The sequence below is a fragment of the Lysobacter sp. CCNWLW3 genome (assembly GCF_036697405.1).
GTDB lineage: Bacteria > Pseudomonadota > Gammaproteobacteria > Xanthomonadales > Xanthomonadaceae > Lysobacter.
Genome location: NZ_JBAHWA010000005.1, coordinates 59,706 through 73,947, shown reverse-complemented (window position 1 = coordinate 73,947; position 14,242 = coordinate 59,706). Strand labels below are relative to the sequence as shown.

Annotated in this window: 11 protein-coding genes and 1 pseudogene; 9 read left to right on the top strand and 3 right to left on the bottom strand. The window is 70.1% G+C overall.

Annotated elements, in window-relative coordinates:
* Positions 1-9 precede the first annotated feature (9 nt).
* Entirely contained in the window at positions 10-780 is a 771-nt protein-coding gene (locus tag V1318_RS10625; RefSeq protein ID WP_332939634.1) for a rhamnogalacturonan acetylesterase, read from the top strand.
* 25 nt (positions 781-805) lie between these two features.
* Here the strand turns inward: V1318_RS10625 and V1318_RS10620 are convergent, their stop codons facing one another.
* On the bottom strand, positions 806-2,188 hold the full coding sequence (locus tag V1318_RS10620; protein ID WP_332939633.1) for a hypothetical protein: 1,383 nt from the start codon (positions 2,186-2,188) through the stop codon (positions 806-808).
* Between the two features lie 106 nt (positions 2,189-2,294).
* On the opposite strand from V1318_RS10620, the gene V1318_RS10615 reads away from it, so the two are divergent.
* From V1318_RS10615 to V1318_RS10580, 8 genes and pseudogenes are all read left to right on the top strand, one after another.
* Complete coding sequence (locus tag V1318_RS10615; protein WP_332939632.1) at positions 2,295-3,122, top strand: 2-keto-4-pentenoate hydratase; 828 nt, start codon at positions 2,295-2,297, stop codon at positions 3,120-3,122.
* Positions 3,119-4,111 carry a TRAP transporter substrate-binding protein gene (locus V1318_RS10610; protein WP_332939631.1) on the top strand — a complete coding sequence of 331 codons (993 nt, stop codon included), beginning with the start codon at positions 3,119-3,121 and terminating at the stop codon, positions 4,109-4,111. Before V1318_RS10615 ends, V1318_RS10610 begins: the two co-directional genes overlap by 4 nt.
* Positions 4,112-4,154: 43 nt before the next feature.
* On the top strand, positions 4,155-4,670 hold the full coding sequence (locus V1318_RS10605) for a TRAP transporter small permease (protein ID WP_332939838.1): 516 nt from the start codon (positions 4,155-4,157) through the stop codon (positions 4,668-4,670).
* The gene (locus V1318_RS10600) at positions 4,670-5,950 is read left to right on the top strand and encodes a TRAP transporter large permease (RefSeq protein ID WP_332939630.1); all 1,281 of its coding nucleotides are present in this window, start codon (positions 4,670-4,672) and stop codon (positions 5,948-5,950) included. The genes V1318_RS10605 and V1318_RS10600 overlap by 1 nt, the downstream gene beginning before the upstream one ends.
* Before the next feature lie 185 nt (positions 5,951-6,135).
* Entirely contained in the window at positions 6,136-7,164 is a 1,029-nt protein-coding gene (locus V1318_RS10595; protein WP_332939837.1) for a LacI family DNA-binding transcriptional regulator, read from the top strand.
* 548 nt (positions 7,165-7,712) lie between these two features.
* On the top strand, positions 7,713-8,558 hold the full coding sequence (gene kduI / locus V1318_RS10590; protein ID WP_332939629.1) for a 5-dehydro-4-deoxy-D-glucuronate isomerase: 846 nt from the start codon (positions 7,713-7,715) through the stop codon (positions 8,556-8,558).
* Positions 8,559-8,568: 10 nt separating this feature from the next.
* Positions 8,569-9,327, top strand: a complete 759-nt coding sequence (gene kduD / locus V1318_RS10585; protein ID WP_332939628.1) for a 2-dehydro-3-deoxy-D-gluconate 5-dehydrogenase KduD — start codon at positions 8,569-8,571, stop codon at positions 9,325-9,327.
* A 139-nt stretch (positions 9,328-9,466) separates the two neighbouring features.
* Positions 9,467-9,802 (top strand): annotated as a pseudogene (locus V1318_RS10580) (cupin domain-containing protein); the annotation flags it as partial.
* A 379-nt stretch (positions 9,803-10,181) separates the two neighbouring features.
* Here V1318_RS10580 and V1318_RS10575 read toward each other — a convergent pair.
* Together V1318_RS10575 and V1318_RS10570 are read right to left on the bottom strand one after the other, a co-directional pair.
* Positions 10,182-13,079: a TonB-dependent receptor gene (locus V1318_RS10575; RefSeq protein WP_332939627.1), complete on the bottom strand. Its 2,898-nt coding sequence runs from the start codon at positions 13,077-13,079 to the stop codon at positions 10,182-10,184.
* A 267-nt stretch (positions 13,080-13,346) separates the two neighbouring features.
* Positions 13,347-14,147, bottom strand: coding sequence for a sulfite exporter TauE/SafE family protein (locus V1318_RS10570; protein WP_332939626.1), 801 nt, complete (start codon positions 14,145-14,147; stop codon positions 13,347-13,349).
* Between the last annotated feature and the right edge of the window lie 95 nt (positions 14,148-14,242).

The following is a 14,242-nucleotide window of genomic DNA, read 5'->3' as shown; positions in this document are numbered from 1 at the left end:
AGGATGCATATGCGCCGTTGGTTCACCCTGTTGTCGCTGTGCCTGTGCCTGGCGACGGCGACAAGCGTCGCCGCCGAACGCGCGCCGGCGGTCGCGATCCATTTGGCCGGCGACTCGACCATGGCCGACAAACTGCCCGAGAAGCGCCCGGAAACCGGCTGGGGCGAACACCTGGCCGCGCGCTTCCGGCCCAGCACGGTGCGCGTGTTCAACCACGCGAAGAACGGCCGCAGCACCCGCACTTTCATCGAAGAAGGGCGCTGGCAAGCGCTGCTGGACGGATTGCACGCCGGCGACTGGGTGCTGATCCAGTTCGGCCACAACGACCAGTCGGTCGAGAAACCCGATCGCTACACGCCGCTGCCCGACTACGAACGCAACCTCGCGCGCTTCGTCGCCGACGTACGCGCCCGCGGCGCCACGCCCGTGCTGCTGACGCCGGTGTCGCGGCGCCGCTTCGACGAGGCGGGCCGGGTCCAGGACAGCCATGGCGAGTACCCGGGCCGGGTACGCGCGCTGGCCGCGCGCGAGGGCGTGGCCCTGATCGATCTGGAACGGCGCAGCCAGGCCCTGCTGCAGGAGGCCGGCGTGGACGGTTCGCGGCGATTGTTCCTGCAGCTGGCGCCGGGCGAGCACGCCAACTATCCCAAAGGCGTAGCCGACAACACCCACTTCTCTCCGGCCGGCGCGCGCCGCATCGCGATCGAGTTCGCCAATGCGCTGCGCGGCTCCGGACTGAGCCTGGCGGCCCTGCTGCGCGACGAGGACGCGGCGCCCTGAGCGTCGCGCCGGCGTCGCGCGCAACTCACTTCAGCGGCGCACGCCGCGGCAACGGCTTCAGCGGTTCCATCGTCGCCAGGTCCCAGTCCTCGGGCACGAAGGCCTGGCGCGTGGGCGCGTGCTGCGGATAGCCGCCGACCTGGGTTTCGCTGTCGATGATCTTGCCGCGCCCCTCGATGGTATCGGCGAGGATGCGGCGGTCGATGTCGTCGCGGTCCCAGGGGCGCGCGCCGGCCTGCGCGACCACCGCATCCTGCACCTGCGCCGACGGCAGCAGGCGCACGCCGAACGGCAGCGGCGGCGGCTGGCGCGGCTGGATCACGCGCAGCGGCGTGGTGGTGTAGCGCCCCTGCTGCGGCAGCGCGCGCCCGAGCCGGTCGACGGCGAGGTTGTCGTCGGCGTAGTACTCCACGTCGCCGGAACCGCCGACCATGAACAAAGCCAGTTCCTCGGTCGAAGGCCCGGCGCGCATCACGTTGCCGCGCGCGACCATCTGCCCGGTCGAGTAGGGATGGCCCAGCCATTCCTCGGCGATCAGGTTGTAGTGCAGCGCGCGCTGGCCGGGGTCGTAGATCAGGTTGTTGATCACCTGGCCGCGCGCGCCGCCCTTGAACAGCGGATTGCGTTCGTAGTTGTGCGCATAGAGGTTGCCGACGATCAGCACCTCGTTGACGTGGTCGTGGATCAGCGTGCCCTTGGAGTGCTCGCCCTTGACGTGGCTGGCGTTGGACAGGCCCTCGGCGAGCAGGTTGTTGCTGAAGGTGATGCGGCGCGAGGCGCTCTCCATCCAGTCCTTTTCGCTTTCGCCGAAGAAGCGCGTGCTCGAGGCCGACAGGTTCTCGTCGGTGGCCCAGGTCAACGAGCAGTGGTCGACGATCACGTCGCGCGCGCCGCGCACGGTGGTGATGGCGTCGAAATCCGGCCCGGCCATCTTGGCCGCGCCGGCCGCGCCCGGACGCACGCGGATATGCCGCACGACCACGTCGTGGGTGGCGATGATGAGGCCGCCGCGAATGAAACTGATGCCCGGCTGCGGCGCGGTCTGGCCGGCGATGGTGAGGTAGGGCTCGCTGATGCGCACTTCCTGGCGCTGCAGGTCGATCACGCCGCCGACCTCGAAGACGACGATGCGCGGGCCGGTGGCGGCCACGGCCTCGGCGAAGGAACCCGGCCCGGTCGCGGCCAGCGTGGTCACGCGGATGATGCGGCCGCCGCGCCCGCCAGGCGTGTGCGCGGCCCAGCCCTGCGCGCCCGGGAAGGCGATGGCGGCGTCGGCGGCCGGCGCCTCGGCGGCGGCCAGGCCGCTCGAAGCCAAGCCCAGCAGGCCCAGCGCCAGCCAGCGCAGCCCTTGTCCGCGCAGGCTTCGCAGCCCCGTCGCAACGCCGTCCCACCCTGCCCGCTGGATCATCGACCTGTCCCCTTCCGCTGCCCGAGTCTAGCTTCGGATTGTCAATGACACCGGTTTCCTATACAACAGCTCGGAACAGGAAACACCGCAGGGGACCCGATCCGGCATGCAGACACCGACCATCGACGACGGCAGCGCAGGCGCCGCGATCGCCCACCGGCTGGTCGCGGGGCGGCGCGCTGCGCGCGCCCTGCCCGACTACCCTGGCCCGCTGCCGCGCACGCTGGACCAGGGCTACGCGATCCAGGACCGGGCCATCGGCCTGTGGCCGCAGCCCATCGTCGGCTGGAAGGTCGGGCGCATCCCGCCGGCCTGGGAAACCGAGCTGGGCGAGGAGCGCCTGGTCGGCCCGATCTTCGCCAACGCCGTGCAGAACGCTACCGGTGGACAAACCGCGCGCTTCGAGGTCATCGACGGCGGTTTCGCCGCGGTCGAGGCCGAGTTCGTGTTCCGGCTCGGCAGCGACGCGCCGCCGGGGCGCACCGAGTTCGATCCGACCCAGGCCGCGGCCCTGATCGACGCCCTGCTGATCGGCATCGAGCTGGCCGGCAGCCCGCTGCCCGACATCAATGTCCTGGGGCCGGCGATCGTGGTCTCGGATTTCGGCAACAACGCCGGCCTGGTCGTCGGCCCCGAGATTCCTGATTGGCGCGCCGTGGCCGAGGCCGATCTGCATTGCGAAACCTTCATCGACGGCCGCTCGGTCGGACGCGGCGGCGCCGGCTCGATCGCCGGCGGCCTGCTCGCGGCGCTGGCCTTCGCGCTGTCGCGCTGCGCGCGCCGCGGCTATCCGCTCAAGGCCGGCATGCTGGTCACCACCGGCGCAGCCACCGGCATCCACGACATCCAGGCCGGACAAAGCGCGATGATCTCGTTCGGACGCTGGGGCCGGTTGCACTGCGAGGCGGTGCGCGCCAGCGGGGAGCCGGCATGACCACTCGCCGACAAATGCTGGGCGGACTCGGCGCGGCCTGCGCGCTGGCCGCGACCGGCGCGGGCCTGCGCGCGGGCGACGGCGGCCGCCTGCTCACCGCCACCGACGTCCACGTCAAGGACTATCCGACCGTGCTGGCGGTGCAGTGGATCGGGCGCGAGCTGGAACGCGCCACCGGCGGACGCCTGCGCCTGCGCCTGTACCACTCCGGCCAGCTCGGCCGCGAGTCCGAAGCGATCGACATGGCGCGCTTCGGCGCGATCGACATCACCCGCGTCTACAGCGGCGCGCTCAACAACGCCTTCCCGCTGACCCAGGCGCTGTCGCTGCCCTACGTGTTCGACTCGGTCGCGCACCTGCGCCGCGCGCTGGACGGCGAAGTCGGCGCGGCGGTGCTGCGCGATTTCGGCCGCCGCGAACTGGTCGGCCTGGCCATCTACGACTGCGGCGCGCGCTGTTTCTACAACGTGCGCCGCCCGATCCGCACCCCGGCCGACATGCAGGGCCTGAAGTTCCGGGTGCCGGCCTCGGACATCTTCATGCGCATGATCCGGCTGTTGGGCGGCAACCCGACGCCGCTGGCCTACGGCGAGGTGTTCTCGGCCCTGCAGACGCATTTGATCGACGGCGCCGAGAACAACCTGCGCAGCTACCACTCCAGCCGCCAGTTCGAGGCCGCGCGCTATTGGTCGCAGACCGCGCACTCCTACGCGCCGGACGTGCTGCTGATGTCGCGCCGCAGCTTCGATTCGCTGCGCGCCGACGACCGCGAGCTGCTGCTGGACACCGCGCGCCGCTCGGTCGCGGTGATGCGCCGGCTGTGGGACGAATCCGAGGCGGTCGCGCGCGCGGCCGTGATCGAGGGCGGCGTGCGCATCAACGACTGCGACCTGCCGGCGTTCCGCGCCGCGGTGCAGCCGCTGCTGGACGACTACCACCGCGACCCGGCGATCGAATCGCTGTACCGCCGCATCCGTTCCCTGGCCTGAGGCAGACCCCGTGGCAGACGCCCCCCTCGCCGCAGCGGCGGATATCGAACACACCCAGGACGAGGCGGCGCCGCGCGGTGCGCTGGACCGGCTCGCAGGCGTCGCGGTCGCGATCGCCGGCAGCGCCCTGGTCGGCATGGTCGCGGTGCAGGCGCTGCAGGTGTTCGCGCGCTATGTGCTCAACGATTCGCCGGGCTGGACCGAACCGGTCGCGCTGCTGCTGCTCAACACCGCGATGAGTTTCGGCGCCGCCGCCGGCGTACACCGCGGTTCCCATTTCGGCTTCTTCATCCTGGTCCACCGCTCGCCGCCGCGCCTGCGGCGCTGGCTGCTGGCGTTCTCCAACCTGGTGATCGCCTGCATCGGCGCGGTGCTGGCGGTGTGGGGCGGCGAACTGCTGCTGGACGGCCTGGACGTGCCGATGGCCGGCGCGCCGCTGCCGCAGAGCGCGGTCTACGCGCCGATGGCGCTGGGCGGCGCGCTGATGGCGGTGTTCGCCCTGCAACGCCTGGTCGCGGCCCTGACCGCGCCGCTCACCGATCACCCCCGGAGCGAATGATGGAAGTCGCGATCCTGTTCGGCGTGTTCGCCGTGATGCTCGTCGTCGGCGTGCCGGTGGCCTACGCGCTGTCGTCGGCGGCGCTGGCGACCTTGATCTACATCGGCCTGCCGCCGATCGTGGTGGTGCAACAGACCGCGGCCGGCGCCGGCTCGGCCTCGCTGATCGCGATTCCGCTTTTCATCTTCGCCGGCGAGATCATGCTGCGCGGCGGCATCTCCGAACGCCTGATCGGTCTGGCCTCGGCCCTGGTCGGGCACCTGCGCGGCGGCCTGGGCCAGGTCAGCGTGCTGTCCTCGCTGTTCTTCGGCGGCGTGTCGGGCTCGGCCATCGCCGACGTCTCGGCGATCGGCGGCGCGATGATCCCGCAGATGGTCAAGCGCGGCTTCGACCGCGACTTCGCCGTCAACGTGACCATGACCGCGGCCATGGTCGCGCTGCTGGTGCCGCCTTCGCACAATCTGATCCTGTACTCGGCCTCCGCCGGCGGCAGCATCTCGATCGCCGACCTGTTCGCGGCCGGCATCGTGCCCGCGCTGCTGATGACGGTCACCCTGATGGCGACCTGCTGGGTGATCGCCCGCCGGCGCGGCTACGCGGTCGAGCCCTTCCCGGGTTTCGGCATCGTGCTGCGCCGTTTCGTCGCCGCGGTGCCGGGGCTGGCGCTGGTCGCGCTGATCTTCGTCGGCATCCGCGCCGGCATTTTCACCGCGGTGGAAAGCGCGGCCATCGCCGTGGTCTACGCCCTGCTGGTGACCGCGCTGGTCTACCGCAACCTGCGCTGGCGCGATTTCCTCGAAACCGTCGCCGGCGCGGCGCGCACCACCGGCATGATCCTGTTCGTGATCGCCTCGGCGGCCTCGTTCGGCTGGCTGCTGGCCTACCTGCAGGTGCCGACCGCGGCGGTCGAGGCGCTGACCTCGCTGACCACCGACAAGAACCTGCTGCTGTTGCTGATGATCCTGATCCTGCTGGTGCTGGGCACCTTCATGGACCTGGCGCCGATGATCATCATCTGCACGCCGATCTTCCTGCCGCTGGCCAAGGCGATCGGGGTCGACCCGGTGCATTTCGGCGTGATCCTGATCCTCAAGGGCGGCATCAGCCTGATCTCGCCGCCGCTGGGCTCGGTGCTGTTCGTGGGCACCGCGATCGGCAAGATCAGCATAGGCGAGACCCTGCGCACGATCTGGCCGTTCTGGCTGGCCGCGCTGGCGGTGCTGCTGGTGGTGACCTTCGTGCCGCAGCTGTCGCTGTGGCTGCCGGCGCTGTTGAAGTAGGCAGGCGATGTCCACCGGGGACATCGCCCTCGCGGCCGGCTAGAATCGGCTCAACCCCGGCCGACCGCCGGACCGTTCCCCGTCGCCGAGCCGCCATGAACCCAGCCCCTCCGCGCGGCCCGCGCCGCGGCCCGCGCAGCGCCCGTTCCGCCGACGCGGCCGCGGGCGAGGTCGCGACGCCGCGGATGCCGGCGCCGGGCAAGGCCACCATCAACGACATCGCGCGCCTGGCGGCGGTGTCGAAGAAGACGGTGTCGCGGGTGATCAACGATTCGCCGCTGGTGCGCCCGGACACGCGCGAGAAGATCCAGTCGCTGATGAAGCAGCTGGGCTACGCGCCGGATCCGCAGGCGCGCGGGCTGGCGTTCCGGCGCTCGTTCCTGATCGGCCTGGTCTACGACAACCCGACCGCGCAGTACATCGTCAACATGCAGTACGGCGCGCTCGACGCCCTGCGCGACTCCGGCTACGAGCTGGTCGTGCACCCTTGCGACAGCCATCGCGAGGACTACATCGACGGCATCCGCCGTTTCGCGCTGCAGCAGAAGCTGCACGGGGTGATCCTGATCCCGCGCGTGTCCGAGGACGATCAACTGGCCGCGGCGCTGCGCGAGATCGACGTGCGCTACGTGCGCATCGCCTCGATTCCGCTCGACGAGCCGGCCAACATGCTGCACACCCAGGACCGCCTGGCCGGCGTCGAAGCCGCCAACTACCTGCAGTCGCTGGGGCATCGGCAACTGGGCCTGATCACCGGCCCGCGCCGTTACCGCTCCTCGATCGAGCGCGGCGGCGGTTTCCGCCACGGCCTGGCCCAGCGCGGCATCGAGCTGGCGGAGGACTACGTGTTCGAAGGCGGCTACACCTTCGAGTCCGGCGTCGCCGGCGCCGAGTACCTGCTGGCCAAGTCGCCGCGTCCCACCGCGATCTTCGCCTGCAACGACGAGATGGCCGCCGGCGTGTACAAGGCCGCGATGCGCCGCGGCCTGTCGATCCCGGCCGACCTGTCGGTGGTCGGCTACGACGACAGCCCGCTGGCGACCCAGCTGTGGCCGGCCCTGAGCACCATCCACTCGCCGATCCGCGACCTCGGGCGCCAAGCCGCGCAGATGCTGCTGGCCCCGGAACCCGAGGACGGCGATCCTCCGGCCGAGCCGGTCTCGGTCACCCCGCACCTGGTGGTGCGCGATTCGAGCCAGCGCCCGCCGGCCTGAGGATTGCGTCGGCCGCAGGGCCAGGAAGCGTCGGTTGGATCTCCCGATTCGCCGGCTCGCCGTGAGGCCTCCCTTGACGGGCCTTCCATGGGAGCGGCGCAAGCCGCGATGGGCGGCCGGCCATGACGGTGTTTGCGGCGCGAGCCCACGGCTTCGATCGCGGCTTACGCCGTTCCCACAGCGATAGCGCCGCCGATGCTCGGCAACCCCGCAGGCCCCATGCAGCAGCGGCGCGAGCCGCGACCGCGAACACGCCATTGCCGCGAAAGCGACGGCGCAGACCGAGCTCCGGGTCGCGGCTCGCGCCGCTCACCCAAGGCGGAACGCCGGGCGGCGGCGGCGCGAAGCGGCTGTGGCGCTCTCCGGGGCGATCGGATCGCGACCGGGGTCGTCTCCACGTACGAGGCGAGGCCACGCCCGGCCCGGACGGGCCCGGCCCCCGACCCGGTTCCGCCCGAACTTTTGACACCGGTTACCAAAAGCCCGTTATGATCCCCGGGTCAGCCGCCCCAGGGCGGCATCGCAGGCATGCGCATTCCGGAGGCCCGATGTTCCGCAAGACCTACCACGCCACCCATCCCGACATGATGGCCGGCGCCAGCAACGACCAGCTGCGCGACCGCTATCTGATCGGCGACCTGTTCGCGCCCGGCGAAGTCCGCCTCAACTACTCGCACAACGAACGCTTCGTGATCGGCGGCGCCGCCCCGGCCGCCGCGCCGGTGGCGTTGCCGGCGCAGACCGAACCGGCCTCCGCCGCCGGTCAGCCCTTCCTGGCGCGCCGCGAACTGGGCGTGGTCAACGTCGGCGCCGGTGCCGGCACGGTCACCGTCGACGGCCAGGCCTACGCGCTGCAACCGCGCGACGGCCTGTACGTGCCGATGGGCAGCGCCCAGGTCGAGTTCGCGTCCGACGACGCCGCCAACCCGGCCAAGTTCTACCTGGCCTCGACCCCGGCGCACGCGCGCTACGAGACCGTGCACATCTCGATCGACAAGGCCGTGCCGCTGGAGCGCGGCGCGCTGGAGACCTCGAACGAACGCACCATCTACCAGTACATCGTTCCGGCCACCTGCAAGTCCTGCCAACTGCTGCTGGGCCTGACCGTGCTAAAGACCGGCAGCGTCTGGAACACCATGCCGCCGCATCTGCACGACCGCCGCTCCGAGGTCTATTTCTATTTCGATCTCGGCGATCAGAGCGTGATGCATTTCATGGGCGAGCCGGCCGACATGCGCCACCTGGTGATCCGCAACGACGAAGCCGTGGTGTCGCCGCCGTGGTCGATCCACATGGGCTCGGGCACGCGCAACTACTGCTTCATCTGGGCCATGGGCGGCGAGAACCTGGACTACACCGACATGCACCAGCTCGACCTGTGCCAACTCAAGTGAGGCCGCGCGCATGAGCGTTTCGCCGTTCGATCTCAGCGGTCGCGTCGCCCTGGTCACCGGCGGCAACCGCGGCCTCGGCCAGGGCCTGGCCTTGGCGCTGGCCGCCGCCGGCGCCGACATCGTCGCCGTCAGCACCGGCGCCGCCACCGATACCGGCGAACGGGTGCGCGCGCTGGGCCGTCGCTTCCACGCCATCGAAGCCGACCTGTCGACGCTGGCGCCGATCGCCGGCATCGTCGAGGAATCGGTCGCGCGCCTGGGCGCGGTCGACATCCTGGTCAACAACGCCGGCCTGATCCGCCGCGCCGACGCCGTCGACTTCAGCGAGGCCGACTGGGACGCGGTGATCGACGTCAATCTCAAGAGCGCGTTCTTCCTCGCCCAGGCGGTGGGCCGGCGCATGATCGCGGCCGGCGGCGGCAAGATCATCAACATCGCCTCGATGCTGTCGTTCCAGGGCGGCATCCGCGTGCCTTCCTACACCGCCAGCAAATCCGGCGTGGCCGGCATCACCCGCCTGCTGGCCAACGAATGGGCCGGCAAGGGCATCAACGTCAACGCGATCGCGCCGGGCTACATGGCCACCGACAACACCGCCCAGTTGCGCGCCGACGAGGGCCGCAACCGCGAGATCCTCGCGCGCATTCCGGCCGGGCGCTGGGGCGAGCCCTCCGATCTCGGCGGCGCGGCGGTGTTCCTGGCCAGCGGCGCGTCCGATTACGTGCACGGCGCGATCCTGCCCGTCGATGGCGGCTGGCTGGCGCGTTGAACCCGGTTCCGGAGGTAGCGGCATGTCGAACCGTTCGCTTCGCACCCTGAGTTTCGCCACGCTGGCGCTGTGCGCCGGTTTCGCTTACGCCGCGGAACCGGCGTGCAAGCAGCGCAGCGACTCCTATGTCGAACAGGCGCGCGATCTGGCCGTGAAACAGCCCGGCCCGCACGAAGGCGCCGGCACCACCACCGCCTACCCCTTCTTCGAACAGGCCGCGGACTTCGACCTGGTGTTCCGCCAGCGCGCGCTGCATCGCGGCGCCAGCATCGGCGATCACCGCAACGACAAGGACGAGATCTACTACGTGCTCAGCGGCCGCGGCGAACTGATGCTCGACGGCGCGCGGCGCGAGGTCGGCAGCGGCGACGCCATCCTGACCCGCAAGGGCAGCACGCACGGGCTGAAGCAGCTCGGCGACGAGGACCTGGTCATCATCGTGGTCTACCGCCGCGCCAAGCCCGCCGATTGCTGATCGCTACACGCCACCCGTAGGCCGCCTAGCCCCGGCAGGAGCGGCGCACGCCGCGACCGCGCATCTGCGGCTACGACGAAACCCACGACGCACACCGCATTGCGGGTCGCGGCTCGCGCCTCCCCTACAAGAGGCAGGCCGCTTCTGCATTCTGTGGGAGCGGCGTAAGCCGCGATCGACGCCACGCACTCGCGCCGCAAGCGCCGTCATGGCCGAACGCCCATCGCGGCTTACGCCGCTCCCACAGCGATGGCGCCCCCCTTCGCTCTCCTGCACGCAGGCCTCGTGCAGGAGAGCGGCGCGGCGCCGCCGTTCCCGCAAACGAAACGGCCGGCGATTCGCATCGCCGGCCGTCGCGTTCAAACCGTGTCGCGGTGAATCAGAAGCGGTAATCGGCGCTGACGTACCAGAAGGTGCCCGGCAGGTCGTAGGTGCCCGCGTCGTAACCGTTGAGCGAGCAGGTCACGCACACCGGCGGGTCCTTGCCGAACACGTTGTTGGCGCCGGCCGACAGCTTCAGGCCTTCCAGCGTGAACGCGTTCTTCCAGCCGAACTGGACGTCGTGGTAGGTCACCGAACCCAGGGTGTTGACGTTCTGCGGGTTCAGGCAGCCCGGCTTGGGACCGGCATAGACCGAGTTGCCGCAATCCTCGTCGACCGAGGCGATGTAACGCACGTTCCAGCTCGCGTCGAAGTCGCCCTTGTTCCAGCCCAACTGCAGGTTGGTCTGCCACTCCGGAATCGCGCTGTCGTTGACTTCCACGCCGACCTTGCGCTGGGAGACGTTGCCGTCGATGTCCACCGCCTCGTAGTCGTTGACGAAGGTCGACTGCAGACCCGCGGTCAGACGGCCCCAGCTCCAATCCGGGCTGGCCCAGTTGACCTTGATGTCGACGCCGTCGGTCTTGACGCTGCCGAGGTTGCTGAGGAAGTTGTTGGGCGGGTTGAGGTTGCCGCTGGCCGAACGCGAGAACGGCGAGCACACCGCCGGGGCGGTGCCGCCGCTGGCCAGGCAGGCGTTGAGCAGGGCCTGCAGATCGCGGGCCTGGATCGCGCCTTCGATCTCGTGGTGGTAGTAGTTCACTTCGAAGTCGAGCTTGCTCGACCACGAGGTGCCCTCGGCCCAACCCGGGCTGTAGACCACGCCGAAGGTGTAGCTGTCGGACTCTTCCGGCTCCAGGTTCGGATTACCGCCGGTGAAGGTGGTGATCTGGGTGTTGGCCTGCTCGAAGCCCGGGGGCACGCCCTGCGCGTTACAGCCGGCCACGTACTGCGGAGCCGGGCCGCCGCCGCCGGTCGGGCCGCAGGGGTCGACCAAGCTGGCGCCGAACTGGGTCAGGCCGTACAGCTCGCCCAGGTTGGGGGCGCGGAAGCCCTGCGAGTAGGTACCGCGGATCACCAGGTCCTCGATCGGCTGCCAGCGGAAGCCGGCCTTGCCGGTGGTGGCGCCGCCGAAGGTCGAGTAATCCGAGTAACGGATCGCCGCGGTGATGTCGAGGGTCGACAGCACCGGGAAGTTGAACTCGGTGTAGATTTCGCTGACGTCGTAGCTGGCGTTGACCGGGGCGGCGAACGAGTCCTGCGATTCGCCGGTCTGGCGCAGCGGATCGGGGTTGAACTCGCCGCGGTAACGGCGGTGCTCGACGCCGGCGGCGAAGCCGGCCGCGCGATCGCCGATGTCGAACAGGTCGCCGGTGATGTTGGCCGAGAACAGGTCCAGCACCTGCTTGCTCGAGTCGATCTGCTTGGTGCGGATCCAGTCGATCATGGCCTGCGTCATCGGACGCGCCTGGCCGCCGAACAGGTCCAGCGGCACGCAGCCCGGCACCGCCGCGCACACCGCCGGATCGCCCAGGGCGAGCTTGATCTTGGCGACGTTGTAGCCGTTGCGGAAGGTCTGCTCGGCCTTGTTCTCCGAGTGCACGTAGTTGGCGTCCCAGCCGAAGCCGCGCTCGCCGATGTCGAACACGCCGTCCAGGCCGATGTTGAAGTAGGTGGTGTCGACGTCCTGCTCGAAGATGCGCGGGCCGACCTCGATCGGGCGCTTGGTCACCCAGCCGAAGTTGGTGGCCGGATCCAGGGTGATGCCGAAGGGGTTGTACGGATTGTTCGCATGCACGATGACCGTGTCGGCGATGCCGCCGGTGCCGGCGAAAGGACCGACGAAGATCGGTTCCGGCGCGGCCTGGTTGGTCGAGGTGCGGTTGTTGTACAGCGCCTTGACGTGCAAGCGGGTGTTTTCGGTCAGGTCGTAGTTGAGGCTGGTGAACAGCGCCTTGCGCTTGCTCGGGGTCAGCAGCAGGTTGAACGGCGCGAAGTTGAAGCGGTCGGCGCCGCTGAAGCCGTGGTAGGTGCCGCCGTTGGGGTTGTTCGGATCGAACACCGGCACGGTGGTGCCGTTATTGAGGGTGATGTCGTACCAGTTGTCGCCCGCGGCGTCGCAACCGCCGACGCCGGTGACCGGACGGCTGGGATCGCAGAAGGTGAAGCGGCCCTGCGGAATGCCCGAACTGCCCGAGGCGAGGCCGCCGCCGGGTACCGGCTCGGACGACTGCTTCCAGCTGCCCGAGCTGATCGCCTTCTGCTCGAAGTAGCTGGCGCCGAACACGGCCGACCAGCGCTCGCCGGCGCCGCCCAGGGTCATGCTGGCTTCGGTGGTGTCGCCGCCGTCGCCCCACTGGCCGAAATAGGCGTGCACTTCGGCGCCGTCGAGCTTGCGGCGGGTGATGATGTTCACCACGCCCGCGATGGCGTCGGAGCCGTAGATCGCCGAGGCGCCGTCTTCCAGCACTTCGATGCGCTCGACGATCGCCAGCGGGATGGTGTTGACGTCGGCGCTGCCGCTGACGCCCGAGGCGGAGGATTCGTTGACCCAGCGGATGCCGTCGACCAGCACCAGCACGCGCTGCGAGCCGAGGTTGCGCAGGTCGACCTGGGCCGAGCCGGCGCCGATGCCGCCGCCGTCCGGCGGATAGCCGAAGTTGCCGGAGGAGTTGAACTTGGCGTTGAGCGCCTTGCCGCCGGCGGTGAGCTGCTGCAGCACTTCGCCGACGGTCTGCACGCCGGTCTTCTCGAGCTTCTGGCGATCGAGCACGAACACCGGCTGGGCGGTGACCGCGTTGGTCTGTTTGATGCGGGTACCCGTGACGGTCACCGTGTCCAGCGTGGTGGCCGAAGGCGCGGGGGCGGCGTCCTGGGCGGCGGCAAGGCCGGGCAGGCTGATCAGCAACGACAACTGGATGGCTTTCGCCAAGGACTGGCGGCGCAGCGGCTTCATCTCTCTCTCCCTAAGTAAGACGTGGCTGTGTTTTGTTTTGGGCGCCGGGCCCCTGTTCCCAGGCGTCACGAGGTTGTAAACAATTCGTGAATCCGCCACAAGCGGCAAAGTGCCCCCTGCCGCGGCGAATTGCCGAATTCGCGACGCAGAACACCGCTCAACCACCTGTTCAGGCGGCCGAATTCAAAAAAATCAAGGATTTACATATTCAGCTGGCGATCAGGCGGGCGACACCGGTCCGGCGCTCCGCGCCGCCCGGTAGCGCGTTCAACCGCCCAGAAGCAGGCTGACCGCCACCACCACCAGGAAGGCCGCGAACACGCGCTTGAGGGTGATTCCGCTCAGGCGGTGTGCCAGGCGCGTGCCGTAGGGCGCGGCCAGGACCGAGGCGATCGCCACCCCGATCGCCGCCGGCAGGTAGACGTAACCGATCGCGTGGTGCGGCAGCGCGCCCGGCGGAGCGTGCAGGGCGTAGCCCACCGCCGAGGCCAGGCCGATCGCGACCCCGCAGGCCGAGGAGGTGCCGACCGCGCGCACCGGCGCGATCCCGCGCCAGACCAACAGGGGCACGGTCATGCTGCCGCCGCCGATCCCGACCACCGCCGACACCGCGCCGATGCCGACCCCGGCCGCGCTCATGCCCGCGCCGCGCGGCGGCGGCTCGTGATCGGCCACCGCCGCGCGGTTCTTGCCGAACAGCAGCTGCGCGGCGGCGATCAGGCAATAACCGGCGACGATGTAGCGCAGCAGATCGTCGTCGATGCGCACCGCCACCATGCTGCCGAACCAGCCGCCGATCAGCAGGCCCGGCACCATCCAGGCCACGGTCGGCCACAGCACGCTGCCGCGCTTGGCGTGGGCGCGCGCCGAGGCCGCCGCGGTCAATACGATGCTGGCCAGCGAGCTGGCCAGCGCGGTGTGCATCGCGGCCTCCTGCGGCACGCCGACCCAGGGCGCCAGCCACGACAGCGCCGCCACCAGCACCAGGCCGCCGCCGACGCCCAGCAATCCGGCGAGCACGCCGGCGATCGCCCCAAGTACCAGAAATGCCAGCCAAGCGATCGTCACAGCGTCTCCTTCGATAAGTCCGCGCGCAAGCGCGTGCGCATGGTCACATGCGCGCGCCGCGACGACGGCGCGCAGAGCGCACGATGCCATGTTCA

What these genes read in the sequence shown, in the direction of transcription:
- V1318_RS10625 (WP_332939634.1), top strand. Translation starts at nt 10, where the DNA reads ATGCGCCGTTGGTTCACCCTGTTGTCGCTGTGCCTGTGCCTGGCGACG.
- V1318_RS10620 (WP_332939633.1), bottom strand. Translation starts at nt 2,188, where the DNA reads ATGATCCAGCGGGCAGGGTGGGACGGCGTTGCGACGGGGCTGCGAAGC.
- V1318_RS10615 (WP_332939632.1), top strand. Translation starts at nt 2,295, where the DNA reads ATGCAGACACCGACCATCGACGACGGCAGCGCAGGCGCCGCGATCGCC.
- V1318_RS10610 (WP_332939631.1), top strand. Translation starts at nt 3,119, where the DNA reads ATGACCACTCGCCGACAAATGCTGGGCGGACTCGGCGCGGCCTGCGCG.
- V1318_RS10600 (WP_332939630.1), top strand. Translation starts at nt 4,670, where the DNA reads ATGGAAGTCGCGATCCTGTTCGGCGTGTTCGCCGTGATGCTCGTCGTC.
- V1318_RS10595 (WP_332939837.1), top strand. Translation starts at nt 6,136, where the DNA reads ATGCCGGCGCCGGGCAAGGCCACCATCAACGACATCGCGCGCCTGGCG.
- kduI (WP_332939629.1), top strand. Translation starts at nt 7,713, where the DNA reads ATGTTCCGCAAGACCTACCACGCCACCCATCCCGACATGATGGCCGGC.
- kduD (WP_332939628.1), top strand. Translation starts at nt 8,569, where the DNA reads ATGAGCGTTTCGCCGTTCGATCTCAGCGGTCGCGTCGCCCTGGTCACC.
- V1318_RS10575 (WP_332939627.1), bottom strand. Translation starts at nt 13,079, where the DNA reads ATGAAGCCGCTGCGCCGCCAGTCCTTGGCGAAAGCCATCCAGTTGTCG.